Origin of the sequence: Enterococcus plantarum (assembly GCF_001730295.1) — a bacterium.
GTDB lineage: Bacteria > Bacillota > Bacilli > Lactobacillales > Enterococcaceae > Enterococcus_L > Enterococcus_L plantarum.
Map to the genome: position 1 here is coordinate 63,304 of NZ_MIKA01000047.1, position 22,291 is coordinate 85,594.

26 protein-coding genes are annotated in these 22,291 nt (G+C 34.8%); 20 read left to right on the plus strand and 6 right to left on the minus strand.

Annotated features, from left to right (window positions below; all coding sequences use genetic code 11):
• The first annotated feature begins 38 nt into the window (after nt 1-38).
• Entirely contained in the window at nt 39-788 is a 750-nt protein-coding gene (locus BCR22_RS12180; protein ID WP_069655160.1) for an ABC transporter ATP-binding protein, read from the plus strand.
• Entirely contained in the window at nt 778-2,604 is a 1,827-nt protein-coding gene (locus tag BCR22_RS12185; protein WP_069655161.1) for an ABC transporter permease, read from the plus strand. Before BCR22_RS12180 ends, BCR22_RS12185 begins: the two co-directional genes overlap by 11 nt.
• A 26-nt stretch (nt 2,605-2,630) precedes the next feature.
• On the opposite strand, the gene BCR22_RS12190 is transcribed toward BCR22_RS12185, so the two are convergent.
• Together BCR22_RS12190 and BCR22_RS12195 are read right to left on the minus strand one after the other, a co-directional pair.
• The gene (locus tag BCR22_RS12190; protein WP_069655162.1) at nt 2,631-2,999 is read right to left on the minus strand and encodes a helix-turn-helix domain-containing protein; all 369 of its coding nucleotides are present in this window, start codon (nt 2,997-2,999) and stop codon (nt 2,631-2,633) included.
• Nucleotides 3,000-3,083: 84 nt separating this feature from the next.
• Nucleotides 3,084-3,587 carry a nucleoside 2-deoxyribosyltransferase gene (locus BCR22_RS12195; RefSeq protein ID WP_069655163.1) on the minus strand — a complete coding sequence of 168 codons (504 nt, stop codon included), beginning with the start codon at nt 3,585-3,587 and terminating at the stop codon, nt 3,084-3,086.
• Between the two features lie 202 nt (nt 3,588-3,789).
• On the opposite strand from BCR22_RS12195, the gene rlmN reads away from it, so the two are divergent.
• The gene (gene rlmN / locus BCR22_RS12200) at nt 3,790-4,860 is read left to right on the plus strand and encodes a dual-specificity RNA methyltransferase RlmN (protein WP_069655164.1); all 1,071 of its coding nucleotides are present in this window, start codon (nt 3,790-3,792) and stop codon (nt 4,858-4,860) included.
• An 82-nt stretch (nt 4,861-4,942) separates the two neighbouring features.
• Here the strand turns inward: rlmN and BCR22_RS12205 are convergent, their stop codons facing one another.
• The 3 genes from BCR22_RS12205 to BCR22_RS12215 all read right to left on the minus strand — a co-directional run bounded on the left by BCR22_RS12205 (nt 4,943) and on the right by BCR22_RS12215 (nt 7,494).
• Entirely contained in the window at nt 4,943-5,872 is a 930-nt protein-coding gene (locus BCR22_RS12205) for a LysR family transcriptional regulator (RefSeq protein ID WP_069655165.1), read from the minus strand.
• Between the two features lie 74 nt (nt 5,873-5,946).
• Nucleotides 5,947-6,714: a DeoR/GlpR family DNA-binding transcription regulator gene (locus BCR22_RS12210; RefSeq protein ID WP_069655166.1), complete on the minus strand. Its 768-nt coding sequence runs from the start codon at nt 6,712-6,714 to the stop codon at nt 5,947-5,949.
• A 15-nt stretch (nt 6,715-6,729) separates the two neighbouring features.
• On the minus strand, nt 6,730-7,494 hold the full coding sequence (locus BCR22_RS12215; RefSeq protein WP_069655167.1) for a hypothetical protein: 765 nt from the start codon (nt 7,492-7,494) through the stop codon (nt 6,730-6,732).
• A 196-nt stretch (nt 7,495-7,690) separates the two neighbouring features.
• Between BCR22_RS12215 and ulaG the strand changes: the two genes are divergently transcribed.
• The 17 genes from ulaG (at nt 7,691) to BCR22_RS12300 (ending at nt 21,713) form a co-directional block, all read left to right on the plus strand.
• Complete coding sequence (gene ulaG, locus BCR22_RS12220; RefSeq protein ID WP_069655168.1) at nt 7,691-8,755, plus strand: L-ascorbate 6-phosphate lactonase; 1,065 nt, start codon at nt 7,691-7,693, stop codon at nt 8,753-8,755.
• A gap of 15 nt (nt 8,756-8,770) precedes the next feature.
• Entirely contained in the window at nt 8,771-9,229 is a 459-nt protein-coding gene (locus BCR22_RS12225) for a PTS sugar transporter subunit IIA (RefSeq protein WP_069655169.1), read from the plus strand.
• A 15-nt stretch (nt 9,230-9,244) separates the two neighbouring features.
• Nucleotides 9,245-10,720, plus strand: a complete 1,476-nt coding sequence (locus BCR22_RS12230; RefSeq protein ID WP_069655170.1) for a PTS ascorbate transporter subunit IIC — start codon at nt 9,245-9,247, stop codon at nt 10,718-10,720.
• A gap of 180 nt (nt 10,721-10,900) precedes the next feature.
• Nucleotides 10,901-11,200: a PTS sugar transporter subunit IIB gene (locus tag BCR22_RS12235; protein ID WP_069655171.1), complete on the plus strand. Its 300-nt coding sequence runs from the start codon at nt 10,901-10,903 to the stop codon at nt 11,198-11,200.
• Between the two features lie 127 nt (nt 11,201-11,327).
• Nucleotides 11,328-11,966: a 3-keto-L-gulonate-6-phosphate decarboxylase UlaD gene (locus tag BCR22_RS12240; protein WP_069655172.1), complete on the plus strand. Its 639-nt coding sequence runs from the start codon at nt 11,328-11,330 to the stop codon at nt 11,964-11,966.
• A 5-nt stretch (nt 11,967-11,971) separates the two neighbouring features.
• The gene (locus BCR22_RS12245; RefSeq protein ID WP_069655173.1) at nt 11,972-12,832 is read left to right on the plus strand and encodes an L-ribulose-5-phosphate 3-epimerase; all 861 of its coding nucleotides are present in this window, start codon (nt 11,972-11,974) and stop codon (nt 12,830-12,832) included.
• A complete protein-coding gene (locus BCR22_RS12250) occupies nt 12,822-13,532 on the plus strand; it encodes an L-ribulose-5-phosphate 4-epimerase (RefSeq protein WP_069655174.1) in 711 nt (236 codons plus the stop codon). Before BCR22_RS12245 ends, BCR22_RS12250 begins: the two co-directional genes overlap by 11 nt.
• Nucleotides 13,533-13,668: 136 nt before the next feature.
• Nucleotides 13,669-15,000 carry an APC family permease gene (locus BCR22_RS12255; RefSeq protein WP_069655175.1) on the plus strand — a complete coding sequence of 444 codons (1,332 nt, stop codon included), beginning with the start codon at nt 13,669-13,671 and terminating at the stop codon, nt 14,998-15,000.
• A 477-nt stretch (nt 15,001-15,477) separates the two neighbouring features.
• A complete protein-coding gene (gene comGA, locus BCR22_RS12260) occupies nt 15,478-16,440 on the plus strand; it encodes a competence type IV pilus ATPase ComGA (RefSeq protein WP_069655176.1) in 963 nt (320 codons plus the stop codon).
• On the plus strand, nt 16,394-17,440 hold the full coding sequence (gene comGB / locus BCR22_RS12265; RefSeq protein WP_069655177.1) for a competence type IV pilus assembly protein ComGB: 1,047 nt from the start codon (nt 16,394-16,396) through the stop codon (nt 17,438-17,440). Before comGA ends, comGB begins: the two co-directional genes overlap by 47 nt.
• Nucleotides 17,437-17,718, plus strand: a complete 282-nt coding sequence (comGC, locus tag BCR22_RS12270) for a competence type IV pilus major pilin ComGC (RefSeq protein ID WP_069655178.1) — start codon at nt 17,437-17,439, stop codon at nt 17,716-17,718. Before comGB ends, comGC begins: the two co-directional genes overlap by 4 nt.
• 5 nt (nt 17,719-17,723) lie before the next feature.
• Nucleotides 17,724-18,158, plus strand: a complete 435-nt coding sequence (comGD, locus tag BCR22_RS12275; RefSeq protein WP_069655179.1) for a competence type IV pilus minor pilin ComGD — start codon at nt 17,724-17,726, stop codon at nt 18,156-18,158.
• The gene (comGE, locus tag BCR22_RS12280) at nt 18,133-18,456 is read left to right on the plus strand and encodes a competence type IV pilus minor pilin ComGE (RefSeq protein ID WP_069655180.1); all 324 of its coding nucleotides are present in this window, start codon (nt 18,133-18,135) and stop codon (nt 18,454-18,456) included. Before comGD ends, comGE begins: the two co-directional genes overlap by 26 nt.
• Entirely contained in the window at nt 18,422-18,895 is a 474-nt protein-coding gene (comGF, locus tag BCR22_RS12285) for a competence type IV pilus minor pilin ComGF (protein WP_069655181.1), read from the plus strand. The genes comGE and comGF overlap by 35 nt, the downstream gene beginning before the upstream one ends.
• A complete protein-coding gene (comGG, locus tag BCR22_RS12290; protein ID WP_069655182.1) occupies nt 18,888-19,241 on the plus strand; it encodes a competence type IV pilus minor pilin ComGG in 354 nt (117 codons plus the stop codon). The genes comGF and comGG overlap by 8 nt, the downstream gene beginning before the upstream one ends.
• 251 nt (nt 19,242-19,492) lie before the next feature.
• The gene (locus BCR22_RS12295; protein WP_069655249.1) at nt 19,493-20,500 is read left to right on the plus strand and encodes a class I SAM-dependent methyltransferase; all 1,008 of its coding nucleotides are present in this window, start codon (nt 19,493-19,495) and stop codon (nt 20,498-20,500) included.
• A gap of 25 nt (nt 20,501-20,525) precedes the next feature.
• Nucleotides 20,526-21,713 (plus strand): acetate/propionate family kinase, encoded by a 1,188-nt coding sequence (locus BCR22_RS12300; protein WP_069655183.1) that lies wholly within the window; start codon nt 20,526-20,528, stop codon nt 21,711-21,713.
• 60 nt (nt 21,714-21,773) lie between these two features.
• Here the strand turns inward: BCR22_RS12300 and BCR22_RS12305 are convergent, their stop codons facing one another.
• Nucleotides 21,774-22,250: a universal stress protein gene (locus tag BCR22_RS12305; RefSeq protein WP_069655184.1), complete on the minus strand. Its 477-nt coding sequence runs from the start codon at nt 22,248-22,250 to the stop codon at nt 21,774-21,776.
• Between the last annotated feature and the right edge of the window lie 41 nt (nt 22,251-22,291).

Consider the following 22,291-nt stretch of genomic DNA (forward strand, 5'->3'; position numbering starts at 1 on the left):
GGACTAGACTAACAACGTAGAGAAAAGGAGCGATAATGATGTTACAAGTAGAAAATTTATCTAAAACGTATGGACAAGAAATTAAATATGAAGCCTTAAAAGGATTGAATTTGACCGTTAATGACAGTGAATTTATTGGGATCATGGGACCATCTGGAAGTGGGAAAAGTACCTTTTTGAACCTATTAGCAACGATCGATCAGCCAACAGCTGGACAGATTTTAATGAATGGAAAAGATCCAAATCAGCTGAATCAAGAGGAAATTGCTAAATTCAGACGAAGAGAGTTAGGCTTTATTTTTCAAAGTTTTAACTTGATGCCAACTTTAACTGTAGAAGAAAATATTGTATTACCCTTAACGTTGGATGGCGAAAAAATCTCAGTGATGAAAAAGAAACTTACTATTTTAGCGGACCGTTTAGGTATTGCAAGTTTATTAAAAAAACGAATTGCAGAAATTTCAGGTGGGCAGGCCCAACGTGTGGCTGTGGCTAGGGCAATGATTCATCAACCACAATTATTATTGGCGGATGAACCGACTGGAAATTTAGATACAAAATCATCAAAAGATGTAATGCAATTGTTGCAGCAATTAAACGAAGAAGAAAAAGCAACGATTTTGATGGTGACTCACGATCCTCTAGCTGCAAGTTATTGCAAGCGAATTGTGTTTATCAAAGATGGTGAACTGATTGATGAGATCCATCATAATGGAAATCAAAAAGTGTTTTACGATGAAATCATGGTAAAACTATCTGAGATTGAAGGTGTCGATAATGAATTTTAGTCAATTTGTTATTCGAAACACTTTACGAAACAAACACCTGTACATGGCTTATTTCCTAAGTACCTTATTTTCTGTCATGGTGTTTTTCACTTTTACGGTATTTGCTTTTCATCCAGCATTGTCTAATGGGCTAAATAAAAACGCGCAAATGGGCATGCTTGCTGCAGCGATCATTATTTATGGTTTTGCATTTTTCTTTGTTCTTTATTCGATGGATGTGTTTATCCAATCTAGAAAAAAAGAATTTGGCCTGTTGATGATTCAAGGGATGAGCCCAAAGCAATTGAAAAAAATGATTTTTATTGAAAATCTAGTGATTGGATTTTTTGCGACAATCATTGGAAGCATTGCTGGAGTTGGTTTTTCACAAGTGATCTTATGGTTAAGTAATAAATTGATGCATGTGAATTTTGGTTTCTATTTTCCAGTACAAGCACTTGTTCTAACGATTATTTCGTTTGCTGTACTATTTTTAGCTATTTCGGTTTTCATTCAGTTCCGTTTACCAAAATTGAGTTTACAGGAATTATTGAAAGCAGGAGATATCGGCAAAGGAACCATCAAAAGCTCACATATCAAAACTTTCTTAGCTATTTTGTTGATTGGCGTAGGATATGCAGTGGCTCTTTTAGTTAAAGGAATGCTAGTACCGATTGTCATGATCCCTGTGATTTTTCTCGTTGTGGTGGGGACACGTTTTTTATTCAATCAATTAAGTGTTTCAATTATTGAAGGATTGAAAAAGAAACAAACTATCTTTTGGAAAAAAACGAATATGGTTGTTTTTTCTGATTTAGCTTTTCGTATGAAAGATAATGCACGTTCATTTTTCTTAGTATCGATTATTTCCACTGTGGCCTTTGCCGCAATCGGTACATTGTATGGTTTTCAAAATATGATTTTAGAAAGTATGAACCAAGTACCATATGAATTCCAAATTTCAGGAACAGCGGAAGAAACAGCCGCTATAAAACAAAACTTCTCTCAATTATTGGCAGATAAAGGGATCCATGTTGAAGAAGGAGACCTAACGACCTATAAAAATGGAGACCAGGTTGAATTGATAAAAGAATCTGAGTATAATCACCTTGCAAAAATAGCAAAAAAACCAACCCTTCAAACGGAGGGTAAAGCGATTCAGTTGTTACCAAGCAATATGACGGGAATGGAAGAAGCAAAAGTAAATGAAGTGACAGTAGCAGATGATGTGATTTTACCGATTACTAAAACAGAGAAAACGACTGTTGTCTCAGCTTACGGTACAACGGTTGTCGTACCAGATGATACAAATGTTCAAAATATGGAAAGTACGATCACAACTGTTTGGCAACCGAAAAATAGTAATTATGACGAATTGGTATCTGTAGGGAAATTCCAAGATAAAAATATGCCATTTATAGCAAAAAGTTATTCGCAACAAATGATCACGAATGGATACGCCCCAATTTTATTTGTGGGAATTTTTATCGGAATAGTTTTCTTTGTATCAGCTGGAAGTTTCCTTTATTTCAGATTGTATAGTGATATGGATGTCGATGTGGAGAAATTTAAGATGATTTATAAGATGGGGTTGGCGAAAAAAGAATTGAAGAAAATGATCTATCAACAAGTAGGTATCTTGTTCTTTACACCGATCATTGTCTCTGTGATCCACGGAGCGGTAGCGTTAACTGCAATGTATCATATGTTCAATATGGGGATGCAAATAGCTGGCTGGCAAGTGTTAGGCGTGTTCGTCTTGATTCAAGTTGTGTACTACTTGATTGCTCGTGTATTCTATTTTAAAAAAGTATATCGTTTAGTTCAAGCATCATAAAAACATACTAAGATTAGAGGGTAAACTCATCGACGGATAAGTTTACCCTCTATTTTTAGGTTTATAGTAAGAAGTGAAAGGAGGATCGACCATAACCTCTGCCAACGAGAACTCATCCACCCACTAGGCAACTCGAATTGTCTTGCTTCACAGTAAGAAGTACCTGTCGTTTCTATAAAGTGTAATACATCTCGCTTAAATTCACTAGTATAATTTGTCAGTGAACGGTGTCTTTTGAGCCCTTCTTTCCCAAATAGTTGATAGGAATGTTTCCAATTGTAAATTAAGGCATTTGACGGGAGTCCGTATTTTTTGGCCAAGGCTCGTCCGCCCAGCGGGCCTTCTAGGTACTCTTTCACTAGCTTTAATTTGAATTCTACCTCATAATAACTCACAAAAAATAACCGCCAAAAATTGTATTTTTCACGTACAACTTTTGGGGGTCACATCATTGTATCCTACTCACATTCTGTGATTAATCAAGGTTCCACGATTCCTTGGTCATCAATCCGACCAGAGAGTTCAACATCATTATCAGCGTAAAAAGACAGAGGAGTCTCTGAAGTTATAGGAGACTTTACAGCTTCTACTATGTCTTTTTGGAATTGTTTTATTCCCTCATCTGTTGTTGTGTCATATAAAACAGAGGGATGGCCTAAATCAAATGACAGGGGTTCACGATGTTTGTTTTGGATTTGGATTACTTGCTTTTTCAATGCTTTAGCATACCCTAATTCGTAATAACTATTCGGATCATGACTAGATAAATCAGTAATAACCAAATCCGCTTTTTCTAAACCATCATGAATTTTTTGCTCTATTTGGCGTTGATCTGTATCAAGATCAACTTTTAGCAGGTCAAATGTTAATTTGTTTTTAACAAAGGCATCTTGAATGTAGCCAAACAGTAAATCGGTGTGACCTTTAAAATTACTGGTATTTTCATTGATTGGTGTTGTAAAGAAGCATACGTTTGTTTTCATAAAAAAGACCTCTTTTCTTATCTTTAAGTATAGCAACGATTGGAGAGTGAAACAAACAATACGAATGGAGATTGTTGAAGGGAAAATCAAAGGGATAAGAAATGTCTAAATCTGCGGACTAACCTAGATAACATATAGACAAATCGGATACAATAAGTTATAGTATGAAGCGAATGTTTAGAAGAAATGAGGAAGAAAACTAGTGGAAAAAGCGTCCATTTATGGTTTAACAAAAGAAGAGCTGATCGCATGGTTCATCGAACATGACGAGAGAAAGTTCCGGGCCACTCAAGTGTGGGAATGGCTTTATATTAAACGTGTCATGGCATTTAGCGACATGACGAATTTATCAAAAGATGTCATTGAGTTATTAGAAGAAAACTTTATTATCAATCCTTTGCGCCAAGTAATCATCCAGGAAGCAAAAGATGGCACAGTGAAATATCTTTTTGAATTACCAGACAAAAACATGATCGAAACGGTCTTGATGCGCCAAGAATATGGAATGTCTGTTTGTGTCACAACACAAGTGGGGTGTAATATTGGCTGTACTTTTTGCGCAAGTGGGCTACTGAAAAAACAACGCGATTTAACCGCAGGAGAAATTGTCGCTCAAATCATGCTGGTTCAACATTATTTTGATGAGCGTGGTCAAGGTGAACGAGTGAGCCACATTGTTGTAATGGGGATCGGTGAGCCGTTTGATAATTACGATAATTTAATGAACTTCCTACATACGATCAATGATCCTAAAGGTTTGGCAATTGGCGCACGCCACATTACTGTTTCAACAAGTGGGTTAGTGCCTAAAATCAAGGAATTTGCAAATAATGGCCTACAAGTCAATTTGGCGATTTCTCTTCATGCACCGAATAACGACGTTCGAACATCGATCATGCGTATCAACCGTAGCTTCCCAATTGAGAAATTAATGGAAGCAGTCGATGAATATTTGGAAAAAACGAATCGTCGAATCACATTCGAATATATCATGTTGAGTCATGTCAACGATCTACCAGAACATGCACAACAATTAGCTGATTTGTTAAAAGATAAGAAGAAGTTGACGTTTGTTAACTTGATTCCCTATAATCCAGTCAGTGAACATGATCAATATAGTCGTAGTGAAAAAGCGGATGTTATGAAGTTCTATGATATTTTGAAGAAAAACGGTGTTAACTGCGTTATTAGAAAAGAATATGGTACAGATATTGATGCCGCTTGTGGACAATTGAGAAGTAAGCAAATCAAAAAAGCAAGCAAAACTCGTTAGTTAAACCATACTAAGACAGAAGTTTATTTGTATTTAGGGTGTGAAACAAAAGTGATTGTTACTTTTGTTTCACACCCTTTTATTATTTTTCGGGTAAAATAGTGAAGCCATAATCTACAATATGTTCTTTTAAATAACGTAAATATTCTTCACCCATCGGAGATAAGGACATTTGAGCAGGTCGAATCCAACCAATCTCCATTGTTTCGTCCACTTCAAGAGGTAATGCCACAATGTTTTCATCATTTAATTCACGGCTTAATACACCTGAACTGATCGTATAACCGTCTACTCCAATCAAAAAATTGAACAACGTTGCTCGATCACTAACGCGGATACTTTTTTTATTGTAACGTGTACTTAAAATTTCTTCTGAAAAGTGAAAGGAATTAAATTGACCTTGTTCAAATGAAAGGTAAGGGAAATCTACTAAATCTGCTAAAGTTACTGATTTTTTTCCAACCAAAGGATTCTTTTTACTAACAAAAACATGTGGATGAGCGGTAAATAGAGGTTGAAAGAGTAGTTGCTTTTCTTTTAATAATTTACGGATCACTTTTTCATTAAAGGTATTCAAGTATAAAATACCTAACTCGCTTTGAAAGGTACTGACATCTTCTATAATATTATTGGTTTGTGTTTCACGAAACGTAAATTCATATTCATTTTTTTCGTAAGATTTGATCAATTGTACAAATGCATGAACAGCAAACGCATAGTGTTGCGCAGAAACTGAAAATAATCTTCGACGAGTTTCGGTGCCTTTGTATTTTTCTTCCATCAAATCGACTTGCTCCAGAATCTGACGAGCATAGGATAAAAATTCAGTTCCTTCTGTGGTAAGAACCATTCCTTTTTGTGTGCGTTGAAAAATCTGAATATTCATTTCTTCTTCTAATTCCTTTACAGCTGTTGAAAGGCTTGGCTGAGTGATAAAGAGATGTTTCGCCGCTTCATTGACAGAACCTAATTCCACGATTTTTACGATATAATCCAATTGCTTGATCCGCATGATCTACCCCCCTCTTTTTAATTAAACGTATTGAACCTACGTAACTTTGCGTTGATAATTATAATTGAATAAGCTTAGATTTCAACTTGGATCACTTGTACGCCTTGTTTCTCGATTTCTCGAATCACTTCAGGAGCAGCAAATGTATCTGTGATTAAATAATTGATATCTTTAATCATTCCACTCGTAAAATTAGAGGAAAATCCAATTTTACGATAATCTGCAACAACAATCACTAAGCCATTTGTTCGTTCAATGATGAGCGAATTTATTTTAGATTCATGTAAGACGGAAGTAGTAATCCCATTTTCGATACTAAGCCCAGAGCATCCGATAATTGAAATGTCAGAAGACATTTTTGAAAAAGAGTCAATTGCAATATCCCCCACTAAGGCTTCTTTAGGAAAACGAATTTCACCACCGGATAAAATCACGGTTGAATTTGGATTATGATCCAGATTGGCGACTTTGACATTATTTGTGACAATCGTTACACGTTTATTTTCTAAATTTTTTAAAGAGGAAAGCGCTGTAGAGCCTGTGTTGATAAATAATGTATTGCCCTCTTTAACAAATTCGGCTGCTTTCTTTGCAATCGCATTTTTTAAAATTTCAATTTCTTCATTGTAATCTTCTATACCAGTTTTTGGAACGATTTGTGCTTTTCCATGAGCGCGTTGAACCAAGCCCATCTTTTCCAGCGCCGTTAGATCACGACGGACAGTTATTTCTGAAACACCAAGTTTCAGGCTTATCTCTTTCACTAACAAACTTGTTTCTTTATTCAGTAATTCAAGTAGTTTATCTCTACGAGTTTTGATTGTTTGGTGCGAGCTTTTCATTTAAAATCCTCCCTTCTAAATCATTTGAGCAACTGCAAGTGTATTGCCAAGTGTTTTAGCTTCTTTTAATGAACGATATCCTTCCGGCAGCCTATTTAGCTTAAGTAAACACTGGCCTTTTAGGTAGAGCAGATAAGTTAACTCTCGGTTATTTAATCGATTTTGATCAATTAAATTTAATTCACTTAAACAGTTGTTATTTCTATTTTGATGAAAATATCTTACTCCAGCAATTTCATTCCATGAAAACAATCCCCGCATTTGCTTCTTCTTGACATTTTTTAGTTTAAACAAATTTTCTAGACAAGTATTTAAATTTTCTTCATCTTTTAAAAAAGAAAAGCAATACATTTGCGTATGATAATAGATGAAGAGGTAATCGAATGTGGAGTGAAAGAAATGGTGATTCTTATGTAAATGTTTCAAACAATCAGGGTAATTCCCTTCGTCTAACAAACGTAAGCTGTCAAAAATAATAATAGACTGTTTGAAGCCATTAAACAAATCTTTTTTTTGCAGTTTTTCTTTTAGAGCGATTGCTTTTTTCAACTCACACTCAACAGTCAGCGCAACAATCATTCTTTCATAGATACATTTTAAATACTCAAAAAGGAGAACTACACTCAGTACTATACCGCCAAGACCACCAAAAATAAGCTTTGCTCCTACTTCATGAGTATGAGTGATCAAATAGCAGATATAGAGGGCAAACACCCCATAAACAATCCATAAAGAAATTTTTTTTCCAACATAAATAATTTTCCAAATTAAATGCTTCATATTTCTCACCTCACCGAAACTATATCATAAAAGAATTGATATGAACATAAAAAAAGATAAACAAAGCTATTTAAAATCATTAAATAATGAAAACGTTCTTAAAAAGTTTCAAACGATCATATAAATAGATTGAAAACGTTTCATAATATTGTAAAATGAAAATGTAATTGAGATTAAGACAATTCGGAGGGATCATATGGCAACAATTCATGATGTAACAAAAGAAAGTTGGATTTTAAGTACTTTTCCTGAATGGGGAACCTATTTAAATGAGGAAATTGAACAAGAAGACGTCAAAGTGGGAACAGTTTCCATGTGGTGGTTAGGCTGTACAGGAATTTGGCTAAAATCACATGAAGGAACGAATGTTTTATGCGATTTATGGTGTGGTACAGGAAAACGATCACATGGTAATGGGAAAATGAAAAAGGGACATCAGATGATGCGGATGAGTGGATGCGAAAATATGCAGCCTAATCTTAGAACACAACCTTTTGTGATCGATCCGTTTGCAATCAAAGATGTGGATGCTTTGGTAGTTACTCATATTCATTCGGATCATTTAGATATCAATACGGCTGCAGCAGTTCATCAGAATTGCCCTGATGCCCGTTTTATTGGACCGAAGGAAGTTGTTGCTACTTGGTTAAAATGGGGAATTCCTGAATCGAAAACAACAATTGTAAAACCTGGCGACCGTGTTTCAATCAAAGATATAGAGATTGTCGCTGTAGAGGCTTTTGATAGAACAGCCTTAGTAACTTGCGAAGATCCAGAAGTGATATTAAAAGGTAGATTACCGCAAGATATGGATGAAATTGCCGTTAATTATTTGTTTGAAACGAGCGGAGGCAGTATTTATCATGCTGGTGATTCTCATTATTCTAACCTGTTCGCCAAACATGGTAATGAACATAAAATCGACGTTTGTTTAGGTGCCTATGGAGAAAATCCTCGGGGAATCACGGATAAAGTAACATCAGTCGATATGTTGCGTATGGCAGAAGCTTTGAATGCGAATGTTGTTATCCCCGTACATTATGATATTTGGGCAAACTTTATGGCTGATCCAAAAGAAATTACAGAAATCTGGAAATTTAAAAAAGATCGCTTAGACTATCAATTTAAACCTTTTATTTGGCAAGTTGGTGGAAAATTTACGTATCCAAATGATAAAGACAAACTTGAATTTAACTTCTATCGCGGTTTTGATGATGTCTTTACAACAGACAACGATACACCATTTCCATCATTTTTATAAGAAGGGAGAAACTGGATGTTAAAGTATTTTTACGATAATAATTTGATTCGATTCTGTGAAGAAACGCCTGAAAATTGGGAAGAGGCTGTGATTCTTAGCTGTCAGACTTTATTGGAAAAAGGAATGATCACGCAACAATATATAGATGAAATCGTAGAATGCGTTCAAAAGTATGGACCATACATCGTAATCGTTCCAGGCGTAGCTATGCCACATTCGTCAGAAGACAGTCAAGGTGTTTTAGGAACAGCGATTTCATTTACAAAAATGAAACAAGATGTGAGTTTTGAAGAAGGGAATGCGGAAAAAAATGCTCGTTTATTTTTCACATTAGCAGCTAAAAATAGCGAAGAACATGTAGAAAATATTTCGAGATTATCAGAAATGCTGATGACAGATGGATTGATTGAAGCATTGATGACAGTTGAGACGATTGAGGAGTACAAAAACGTGATGGCAACTTTTGATTTATAGAGAGAAGGGGAGTAAATGACACAAGTAGTAGATTTTCTGATGGGGATTTGGGATTATTTCGCTGCAAATATTTTAACACAACCAGCATTTTTAATTGGGTTTATCGTTCTATTAGGTTATGTTCTGCTAAAAAAACCATTGTATGAAAGTATTGCCGGTTTTTTAAAAGCAACTGTTGGCTATTTGATTTTAACTGTTGGATCTGGTGGTTTAGTTAATAATTTTAGACCGATCCTAGTTGGTTTAAAAGAACGTTTCAATTTAGATGCCATGGTCATTGATCCTTATTTTGGTCAAAATGCTGTAACAGCAGGAATTGAAGAAACGTTTGGACGAACATTTAGTGATACGATGATATTATTATTGATTGCGTTTGTCATGAATATCTTATTGGTTCGATTTAAAAAATATACAAAGTTACGGGCAGTTTTTACAACTGGTAATGTTCAAATCCAACAAGCCGCAACGGCATTTTGGATTTTATTGTTTTGCTTTCCTGATTTAGGTCAAATTCAAATACTGTTGATCATGGGCCTTATTTTAGGCTGTTATTGGGCTGTCGGTTCAAACTTAACAGTGGATATCACGCAAGATTTAACTGAAGGGGCAGGCTTTGCAATCGCACATCAACAGATGTTTGGTGTTTATATCTTCGCTCGATTAGCAGAAAAAATGAAAAAAGATAAGAACAATCGCAAATTAGAAGATGTACAATTGCCAGGATTTTTATCAATTTTCAATGAGAATATGGTTGCAACGTCCATTTTGATGCTCTTCTTCTTTGGGATTATTTTAGTTGTATTAGGGCCCGCTTATTTGATTGAGGCAGGGTTTATGGTAGAAGGACAAAGTTTTGTTTTCTATATATTACAAACAGCATTGTACTTTGCGGTTTATCTCGCTATTTTACAACTAGGAGTGCGAACTTTCGTTTCAGAGTTAACAGAGTCATTCCAAGGAATATCGAATACGTTATTACCAGGTGCAGTGCCGGGGATCGATGTTGCGGCGACGTTTGGCTTCGGTTCGCCCAATGCAGTTACGATAGGTTTTTTATTTGGTGCGTTAGGACAGTTTATAACAATCGGATTATTGATTCTATTTAAATCACCAGTGATCGTTATTGCCGGCTTTATTCCATTATTTTTTGATAATGCGGTGATTGCTGTTTATGCAAACAATCGTGGTGGATTTAAGGCTGCTTGTATGTTCCCGTTTATTTCAGGTGTGATTCAGGTACTAGGATCTGCTTTGATAGCAGCATTTATCGGCTTGTCGCAGTACGGTGGATATATAGGGATGTTTGACTGGGCAACGGTTTGGCCAGTGATGACTTTAGTGATGAAATATTTAGGTTATTTTGGTGTCGCATTCGTAGTTATTTTGTTACTGTCAATACCACAATTGCAATATCGAGCAAATCCTGAAGGCTATTTCTTGATAGCTGAAGACTATGATGAGTATGTAAAAAAAATGGCGGCAAAAAAATAAAGGGATGTGGGCTTAGTCATGATGTTTTACATGGAAACATCATGACTAAAGATGAACCGATATTGAAAAGTACAAGATGAAGTAGAGTATTAATACCCTATCATCTTTAACTATATAGACTATTTTTTTGAAAAATATCAAACGAGCTCTTTCAGCTTTTAAATTTAGGAGGAAATTAAAATGAGAGTATTAGTATCATGTGCAAATGGATCAGGAACAAGTTTAATGATGAAAAAAAGTGTTGAGAAAGCATTGAAAGAATTAGGCTTTAATATTACGAATATTCACCATTGTGCAATTTCAGAAGGGAAAAGTACTGCAGGACAATATGATGTTGTATTTTGTCCGATGAATTTTCTAAATATGTTCGAAGATGCTAAGAAAAAGGGAATTACAGTTGTTGGTGTGAAAAATGTCATGTCTGCTAAAGAAATCAGTGAACGTGTGCAAGAAACTGAATTAGCTACTAAATTTAAATAGTTAAGGTAGAAGTGATTGCATCGTGTTGTAGAGTACTCTAATCGTATAAGCAAAAGCAATTTTTAAAAGTTTGAGTACTTCTGCTTATATGATTAGTTATCACAGACAGTAGTAAGGAGAGAAAGTAATGAGTAGACCTAATTTACAGGTAGCATTAGATCATTCAGATTTACCCAGTGCAATCAAAGATGTGGTAACAGTCGGTGAAATTGTAGATATTGTGGAAGTTGGAACGATTCTTTGTTTGCAAGCGGGAGAAGACGCTGTTCGCTGTATTCGCGCATTGTATCCAGATAAAAAAGTAGTTGCAGATACTAAATGTGCAGATGCTGGCGGCACTGTGGCAAAAAATTGTCGAGAAGCCGGGGCAGATTGGATGACGGTCATATGTTGCGCAACGGTTCCAACAATGAAAGCGGCAGCGAAAGAAGTTGAAGAAGTTCAAGTCGAATTGTATGGTGACTGGACATATGAACAGGCTCAAAAATGGTTGGATGCGGGTATTTCCCAGGCGATTTATCACCAAAGTCGAGATGCACTCTTAGCAGGTGAAACATGGGGAGAAAAGGATTTAGCAAAAGTCAAAAAATTGATTGAGATGGGCTTTAGAGTTTCGGTTACTGGCGGATTAGATGTGGAAACATTGAAATTATTCAAGGACCTTGATGTCTATACATTTATTACAGGTCGAGGTATCACAGCTTCAGTTGATCCTAAAAAAGCAGCCATGGATTTTCAAAATGAAATAAGACGCATTTGGGGGTGACATGGATGACTACAATCGGAATCTACGAGAAAGCGCTCCCGAAAAATATGAGTTGGAAAGAACGTCTTTTACTTGCAAAACAATTAGGATTTGATTTTATTGAAATGTCGATCGACGAAACAGACGAACGCCTAACAAGAGTAGACTGGACAAGTGCCGAGCGTAAAGAAGTGAGAGAAGCAATTGCTGAGACTGGGGTGAAAATATTATCCATCTGTTTAAGTGGACATCGGCGTTTTCCTTTTGGTTCAGAAGATCCAGATAAAAGAGCAACTGCGTTGAATCTAATGGAAAAAGCGATTCATTTGGCATCTGATATTGGTATACGCACCATTCAACTTGCAGGTTATGATGTTTATTATGAAACGAAAACTTTGACATCAAGAGAATACTTTATTGAAAATCTAAAAAAAGCGGTAGCGATGGCTGCATCAAAGGAAATTGTTTTGTCAATAGAGATCATGGATGATCCATTTATTAACTCTATCTCTAAATATTTAAAAATCAAAGAGCAAATTCGTTCACCATACTTACAGGTATATCCTGATTTAGGAAATTTATCTGCGTGGGCAGAAAATGATGTTGGCTATGAATTAGAAATCGGGATCGATCAAATTTCTGCGATTCATTTGAAAGATACGTTGGCTGTAACGGATCAGTTTCCTGGAAAGTTTAAAGAAGTACCATTTGGTAATGGCTGTGTTGATTTTTTAGGATGTCTCAAAACTTTAAAACGTTTAGAATATGCAGGTCCATTTTTAATTGAGATGTGGAGCGAAAATAGCGATAAACCTGAAAAAGAAATCCAACAAGCCAAAGCATTTCTTTTTCCATTCTTAAAGGAGGCGGGCTATAGTGTCAACTAAAATATTGATTGAAGAAATGAAAGAACGTGTTTTCTCTGCAAACTTGGCTTTGCCAGATGCTGGATTAGTCAAGCTTACTTGGGGAAATGTCAGTGAAATCAATCGAGAGGCCGAACTGATTGTTATCAAGCCTAGTGGTGTTCCTTATTGTAAAATGGAGGCTTGCGATATGGTTGTGACTGACTTGAATGGTGAGGTAGTGGAAGGCAAATTAAAGCCATCCTCTGATTTAGCTACCCATATTGAATTATACAAAGCATTCAACGAAATTCAGTCAGTGGTCCATACTCATTCAAAAAATGCAGTCATGTGGGCACAAGCTGGTCGGGGAATACCAGCATATGGTACCACTCATGCAGATACATTTTATGGTATTGTTCCTTGTACGCGACAATTAACATCAGAAGAAGTTTCTTTAGCTTACGAACGGGAGACAGGAAAAGTGATCATAGAAACATTTAAGGAAAAAAATATTGACCCTTTAGCAGTTCCTGGGGTACTAGTCTATGGTCACGGACCCTTTACTTGGGGAGAAACACCTCAAAAAGCTGTAGAAAATAGTATTGTTTTAGATGAGATTGCTGAGATGGCGTCTGTAACAGAAGTTGTAAATGATTCGATTTTGCCAATACCTCAATATCTTTTAGATAAGCATTATTTTAGAAAACACGGTGCAAATGCCTATTATGGACAAACTTAAAATAAATTATTTTCATTAAAAAGTACAGATAAGTCTAAAGAAGGCTTTGTCTGTACTTTTTTTTTGGCAGTACTTGAATTTACGTTCAAAAAAGCTATACTAGTAAAATAACTTATAAGAGAGAAAGAGGATGAGTATGGAGCAGAATCAATTAAAACGTGAAATTTCTTTATTTGGCGCTTTTTCAACAGTTATGGGTACTGTTATTGGAGCGGGTGTTTTTTTTAAAACAGCAAGTGTGGTTAGTTTTGCTCAATCATCAAGTTTAACCATTTTTGCCTGGATATTAGGGGGTATTTTAACGTTATGTGCGGGATTAACGAGTGCTGAATTAGCTACGGCTATTCCAAAAACGGGTGGAGCTGTTAAATATATCGAATATACATATGGAAAGCTACCAGGTTTTTTACTTGGTTGGGCGCAAAGTGTGATTTATTTTCCTGCTAATATTGCGGCATTATCGATTATTTTCAGCACACAATTTATTCACTTATTTCATTTGTCTAGTGACTTTCTTTTGCCGGTAGCCTTGGTAACTGGATTAAGTGTCACCTTAATCAATTTGTTGGGAACTAAAGCAGCTTCGAATTTGCAATCATTTACACTGGTTATAAAAATGATCCCAATTGTATTGATTGTGTTGGTAGGTCTTTTTATGCCAGCCAATGTTGAGGTATCCGTGATTCCCATTAAAGCTGGTGGAGATAGTAGTTTCATCCAAGCACTTAGCGGTTCCTTACTAGCGACTATGTTTGCTTATGATGGTTGGCTGGGAGTTGGGGCTGTGGCTGGTGAAATGAAACGACCAGAAAAAGATTTGCCTAAGGCGATTTTTTTAGGCTTAACGTTTATCACCTTTGTATATGTTTTGATTAATTTTGTTTTTCTTAAAACATTACCAATCGAACAACTTTCTGGAAATTTAAATGCTGCATCAGAAGCTGCTATTCATATTTTTGGTTCGATTGGTGGTAAATTAGTCACTATTGGCATTTTGATCTCAGTCTATGGGGCGTTAAATGGGTACACGTTAACAGGGATTCGAGTTCCTTATGCATTAGCATTGGATGGGATGATTCCATGTAGCAAGCAATTTCAAAAATTATCCAAAAGATTTGTCGTTCCGTACATTTCTGGAATTTTTCAATTTGGCATTGCAGCAATCATGATGTTTTTAGGTAGTTTTGATTTATTGACAGATATGTTGATCTTTGTTATGTGGCTGTTTAGCTTATTGATTTTTTCTGCGGTGTTGATTCTAAGAAAAAGAGAACCAGAGCTGAATCGTCCTTATAAAGTTCCATTTTATCCGGTTATTCCTATTATAGCGATTTTTGGAGGACTATTCATTCTAATTACTACGTTGTTCACACAAACACTATTAGCAAGTGTTGGTATTGGTATAACCTTGCTAGGAGTTCCAGTCTATCTATTAAATCAAATAGTAAAAGGATTAAAAAGTAATTAATCTTCATTTATTGTCAAAAATTTATCACTTTGTACTAAGAGATTGAGAAAATCTTTAAAGATTATTTGGTATAATAAAGTTGATCTAAGTCTTTGTCGTTAGATAAAGCAGTGCTCTTGTTCAACCCTTTTGAGCAAGAGCTACTTTTTCTCAAAAATTTTAATAAAATTAACAATTTCTGAAAGTTATTCCAATCAATTTTTTAGTATAATAGATATATCAAAACGATAAACTATTTTGGGGAAGATAGTGCATCAGAACTCTTGATAAAGCCGTAAGTGTTGATTTTCAACATTTAGGGCTTTATTTTTATTTATTGGTAAATGGACAGAATCAAGAAATAATGAAACACTATTTTTAAACGTATATTTGGATTTAGAGAATGAGGTGAAACTAATTTTTAGTTTTGTCTCATTTTTTTCTTTTTTACACAGATAATGCATAAAGTTGCGTATATTGTTTTAAGGAGGGAAGAAGATGGATATTAAAGAGCTTTCTTTAAGGCTAATAGAATGGGGACTGACAGAATATGTACAAGATATCTATATTTTGCCAACGGAGAATAAAGTTCAAGTATTTACAAGGAAAGGAAAGCACAAAATAATTTTTAAAGAATTAGATGAAGAAGATGGCGAAAAATTAATTTTTCATTTTAAATTTATTGGCAGTATGGATGTTGGCGAAAAAAGAAAAGCACAGGTTGGCGCTGTGACTTATGCGATCAATCAGAGAGGGATACGATTGCGATTATCGACAGTAGGAGATTTTAGACAACGGGAGAGCTTAGTGATTCGCTTTTTACATGTTTTTGGCAATAGTCAGGAAAATTATTTTTTACCAAAACAATTAATGAGTGTCAGAAAACATATCAAACGTCGTGGATTACATCTATTTTGTGGACCGGTTGGATCTGGTAAAACGACACTGATGTATAAGTTGGCAAAAGAGACAGATCAATTTCAGCAAGTGATTACAATAGAAGATCCAGTTGAAATTGAAGAACCATCATTTCTTCAGTTGCAGACCAATACTAAAATCGATCTGACTTATGATGTGTTGATCAAGGCCTGTTTACGTCATAGACCAGACATTTTGATCATTGGTGAAATTCGAGATGGGCTTACAGCACAAGCTGCAATCAGAGCCGCGTTAACTGGACATACAGTATTTGCAACGATTCATGCGAGAAGTGTGACTGGAGTATATGAAAGGCTGGCTGAATTAGGCGTTCAGCAAAGAGAAATCGGAGAATGTGTAACAGGTATAATTTATCAGCGATTATTGCCTTTTAAGATGACTAACAACAAAGAGTTAAGTGGATTGCTTATGGATTATAATTTTTCAGAAAAAATGTCTTCTAATTGGTCAGCTGAATTAAGAAAGGTTTGGGCGTATGGATTTATCGATAATCAAACATTTGAAGAAGAAAAAGAACATTAAACTATCAAGTATTCAACAGCAATTGTTTATCCAGTTGTTAGCAGATTTATTAAGTAATGGATTTACGATTCAAGAAAGTTTGATGTTTATGAAAAAATCTCGTTCAATTTCAGAATCTGTTATCGATTACTTGATCGATAAGATGGAACGTGGTGATTCGTTTTATGGTAGTTTAGCTAGACTAGGATTTAAGACAACAATCGTTACCCAAATTGAATTTGCTCAAACACATGGTGATATAGCAGGAACATTAAATAAAATCAAACAACATATGAAACTTGTGGACAAACAGCAGCAAAATTTCTATAAAGTAATCAGTTATCCGATACTACTTTTGCTTTTTTTAACCGTTGTTTTGATAAGTATTCGTCAAGTGTTGCTACCTCAATTAATGACAAATGGCACAATTCAAGCCGATAATATCGGAATCAAATTTATTCGGCAAAGTCCATATTATATACTGACCATTTTATTGGCATTAACAAATATGATTCTTTTGACACGGTGGTATTTGAGCAAAAAAACCTTTTTAAAAAAAGCTGAATTTATTGCGAAGATACCACTTGTAGGTAATCTATATAAAGGATACAATTCAGCATTTTTCGCACTTGAATGGGGTAAATTATTTTCTCAAGGATTAGAGATCAAAATGGTCATCCAGTTGATGCGCGGAACTGATCAGAAATCTTTGATGAGTGAACTGGCGGAAAGGATTGAAGAACAATCGATGTCAGGCTATACGTTTTATGAACAGTTACCCAGATTTAGTTTCTTTTCGCCAGAGTTATCGTTGATTATTCAGCAAGGACAGATAAAAGGGAATTTAGGAAAAGAGTTGATTTTATATAGCGAACTTTGTTGGCAGCATTTTTTTAAGCGCATGGAAAAAATAATTCAATGGATCCAACCAATTATTTTTTTAATTGTTGCATTATTGGTAGTTAGTATTTATGCTGCCATGCTTTTGCCTATTTATGGGGGAATGGAGGATTTTTTATGAACACGCAAAAACAACGAATAAAAAATAAAGGATTTACCTTGTTAGAAATGCTTGTAGTACTATTGATTATTTCTGTTTTAATCTTACTATTTGTTCCAAATCTTTCAAAACATAAAGAAGGTGTAGATAAAAAAGGCAATGAAGCAATTGTTAAGATCGTTGAAACACAAATCGATCTTTATACTATGGAGAAAAATCAATCCCCTACTGTAGAGCAGTTGTTAAAAGAAGAATATATTACCCAAGAGCAGTACGACAAGTATCAGGCGAGCAAGTAAGGATTATGAATGTGAAGGGATTTACATTAATAGAATCGTTAATAGTGTTGTTTATTTGTACGGTATTTATGTTACTACCAACACTTAGTATTAATAAATGGAAACAAGCTTTGGAGGTTGATCAATTTTTATCGTCTTTTGAGAAAAAATTGCTTTTTACACAGCAAATGGCAGTTGTAAATACAATCGATACACAAATTATATTTTTGGAGCAGGCTAAACAAATTAAGTTTAAAGATGGACAAGTAGTTGAAAAGGGACTCACAATCCCAGTATCGTTACAAACTGTTGGACCAGATAAGCTTACGTTTAAAAAAGGTTCTGGAAATATCGATAAACTATCCAAATTTTCTTTTTCATGGACGGAAAAAAATCAATTGATTGAATTTCAATTTCAATTAGGGAGTGGTCGCTATGTTAAGAAAATCAACCGGTTATAGTGGCTATGTTTTCCTTGAAAGTTTGATTGCATTAGGGTTAATGTGTTTGATCATTGGCAGTTATCTTTCATTAAATACTTTTTTACTAAAAAAGAATAAACACGCAACTAATCAATTAATACTTTACAGAGTTTTATATGAAGAAATGAAACACTTTGAAAATTACGGAGGACCGCTGTTACGAGATATTCATACAGAGAATGGCGACTATCAACTACGCGTTTATCAAGTTGCAAATAAGTTGATCGAAGTGGAGGTTATAGGTGAAAACGAGCATTTTGAAATTAAGAAAGAGTAACCTACGGAATGATCTTTTAGGATTTACATTATTGGAATCATTACTTGCGCTGTTCCTATTATCAATTATTTGCATGCTTTTTTCAGCTTCAATTAAAAATGCAGCTATTGTAACGAATCAACTGAAAAGTGAGCGGCAAAAAGAATGGCAGATTTTTGTGATCCAACTAGAAAATGAATTGAGAAATTGTCGTTATGAAAATACCCAAATAAACAAAATAATGCTTAGAAATAAAAAAAATAACAAACAGGTTTGGATCGAGCATAAATTAGGCAAAATTGTAAAAGTAGAAAACGGAGGGTATCAGCCTCTTTTAATGGGGGTCAAACAAGTTAGGTTTGTAGAGGAAGATAAATCTGTCGTAATAAAAGTAATATTTGAAAATAACTTAAATGTTACTGCAAAGTGGATTATCACGCGTGAGCATGAGTATGAATAAGAGATACAAAGGTGGCGTATTACTTACAGCATTATTATTTGTTTTTTTGTTTAGTTTCATTTTTACATTCGTTTTGGAAGATTTTCAACTCACACAAAGATTTACCAAAAAAACCAAAGAGTATTATATCGCTAAGACAATGTTGAGCATGTTTCTTGCAGACCTTAAAGCAGAGAAGAGAGCACTTGTAAAAAAAGGACAACAGAATTTTTCCACAGGAATATTACGGTACGAATATAATCAACCAATATTAGACGTTACCATTCATTTAAACCAAACAACGTATAAATTTCAAGAACAATATCAAGAAGAAAACAAACCAAATCAAACTATGTCATCTAACTAACTGAATAGTGAAATGACAAGAATTAAGAATCTGTGAAATGTGTATCAAACTTATGCTAAAAAAGACTAATACAGCGATTCGTTTTTAAATGAAAATCAATTAGAAGTCTTTTATTATTTCCCAAAAAAATGAGAGTAGTTCAATGATTTTCAAATATTATTAGGAAATTGATTGATTATTGTCTGATTTTTCGTTAAAATAGAACAGGTATGAAAATTGTTATATTATAGAAGGAAATTGAGGTGTTTCACTTGTTCCCTGAGAAAATAGAAAAGGCTTTCGGTTTAATGGAACAGGCTATCGGATTACTTAAACGATCTTTGGATACTTCTTTTTTAGATGCCTACATTGAAAATGGTGAAAATATCATTGATAATTTTCAAGTGCGTGTGCAAGACGATGTGCCAGATGGACAAACTGTTCAAAAACTTAAAGACATCTATGAACAACTACAAGCAATCGAATTAGAACCAGAAGAGATTAGACGTTTGTCACAGTTGATTTTACTTAAAGGGAATAAAGCAGAATCCTTACAGGCAAATCATCAATTAACGCCGGATAGTATTGGCTTTTTATTTGTTTATTTGATCGAGCAACTGTATATTAAAGAGCAATCGCTAAAAGTATTGGATATTGCAACTGGGATGGGAAATCTACTTCTGACGATCATTCTCAACTTAAACATAGCGAAGTACACAGCTCAAGGCTTTGGTGTGGATATTGACGATACCTTATTGTCTGTTTCAGCAACGAACAATGAATGGACAAAGGCTGCAATACAACTATTCCATCAAGATGGATTACAGGACTTACTTGTCGATCCTGTTGATGTAGCTATCAGTGATTTGCCAATCGGTTATTATCCGAATGATGAAAAAGCAAAAGACTTTGATTCAGCAGCAGAAGAAGGCCATAGCTATGCACATCATTTATTGATGGAACAAGCAATGAAATTTGTTAAACCAGACGGATATGGACTATTTTTGATACCAACCAATATTTTAGAGACAGAACAAAGTTCATTCTTCAAAAATTGGCTGCAAAAAAATGTGTATCTACAAGGGATGATTCAGTTGCCTGATGAACTTTTTAAATCAGTCCAATCAAGCAAAAGTATTCTGTTTGTACAAAATAAAGGTAAACATAGTGAACAAGTAAAAGAAGTACTAGTTGCAAAACTAGGTTCATTAAAAGATCCTGCAAAAGTAACTCAATTTTTTAAACAATTTGAGGCTTGGAAGTCTTCGAATTTAAAATAAAACAACTGATAAAGAGGAGAGTATTATGTCTAAAACAATTGCAATCAATGCTGGAAGTTCAAGTTTAAAATGGCAGTTATATCAAATGCCAAATGAAGAAGTTATCGCTAAAGGAATCGTTGAACGTATTGGTTTAAATGATTCAATCTTCACAATTAAATACGGTGAAGATAAGAAATATGAAGAGATCATCGACATTAATGATCATGATGTTGCAGTAAAAATGTTATTAGATAAATTGACTGAATTGAACATTTTAGCTTCTTATGATGAAATTACAGGTGTTGGTCACCGTGTAGTTGCAGGTGGAGAAGACTTTAAAGATTCTGTTGTGATCGATGATGAAGTGTTAGCAAAAATCGAAAAATTAGCAGATCTTGCACCTTTACACAATCCAGCAAATGCAATGGGAATCAAAGCCTTTAAAAAAATCTTACCTGATATTATCAGTGTTGCGGTTTTTGATACAGCCTTCCATACAACAATGCCAAAACATAATTTTTTATACAGCATTCCAACTGAATACTATGACAAATACGCAGCTCGTAAATATGGGGCACACGGAACAAGCCACAAGTATGTTGCAGACCGTGCAGCAGAAATGCTGGGTCGCCCAATTGAAGAATTAAAAATCATTACTTGTCACCTTGGTAATGGAGCTTCAATCACAGCGGTTGATGGTGGTAAATCTGTAGATACATCAATGGGCTTCACACCGCTTGCTGGCGTAACAATGGGCACTCGTTCTGGAGATATCGATCCTTCTTTATTGGCTTACTTAATGGAAAAACTTGAATTAACAGATATCAAAGATATGATCGATATCTTAAATAAAAAATCAGGTTTACTTGGTTTGACTGGTATTTCTAGTGATATGCGTGATTTAGAAGCAAACATGGACAAAGAAGCAGTTCAAGTAGCATATGATATCTTTACAGATCGTATTCGTAAATACATCGGTAGTTACGTAACTGTATTAAACGGCGTGGATGCAATTGTCTTTACTGCGGGTATTGGTGAAAATGATTCACATGTTCGTAGCGAAGTAATCAAAGGTATGACTTGGTTCGGTTGCGAGCTAGATGATGATAAAAACAATGTTCGTGGAAAAGAGTCAGTTATTTCTACTGAAGAGTCTAAAGTAAAAGTATTGTTGATTCCAACAGATGAAGAATTAATGATTGCTCGTGATGTCGAGCGTCTAAGAAAATAAATTTTAAATTAAAAAGAAGCAACTCGCCTTTTAACGAGTTGCTCCTTTTTTTGTATCAATTCATTCATCATCTTGTTGAACGGGTATTTTATTGTCTAAGTCAGTTCTTACGACTAGAACATCGCAAGCTGCATTACGAATAACATATTCAGAAACAGAACCAATAAACAATCGTTCCACAGCATTTAAACCAGTAGCACCTAACATAATCAAATCAACATCATGATCTTGAGGCAATTGTTTAGCGATTAAAGGTTTTGGTGAACCGTATTCAATCACACTAGAGACTCTTTCACACCCGTGTTCTTTAGCTTGTTCCTTGTATCCTTCTAATGTTTGTTTCGCCATTTCAGTAGCTTGTTCAGCTAACACACCATCAAAAGAAGAAACGGATTGGAACGCTCGTGTGTCAATAACATGAGCTAATAATAATTCTGCATCATTTCTCATAGCAACATTCATTGCTTTTTGAAAAGCTAGTTCCGCCTCAGATGAGCCGTCGACAGCAACCATGATTTTACGATAATTTTGTAACATTTTAATCACTCCTTTCAATTTTTGAAAATACATAATTCATT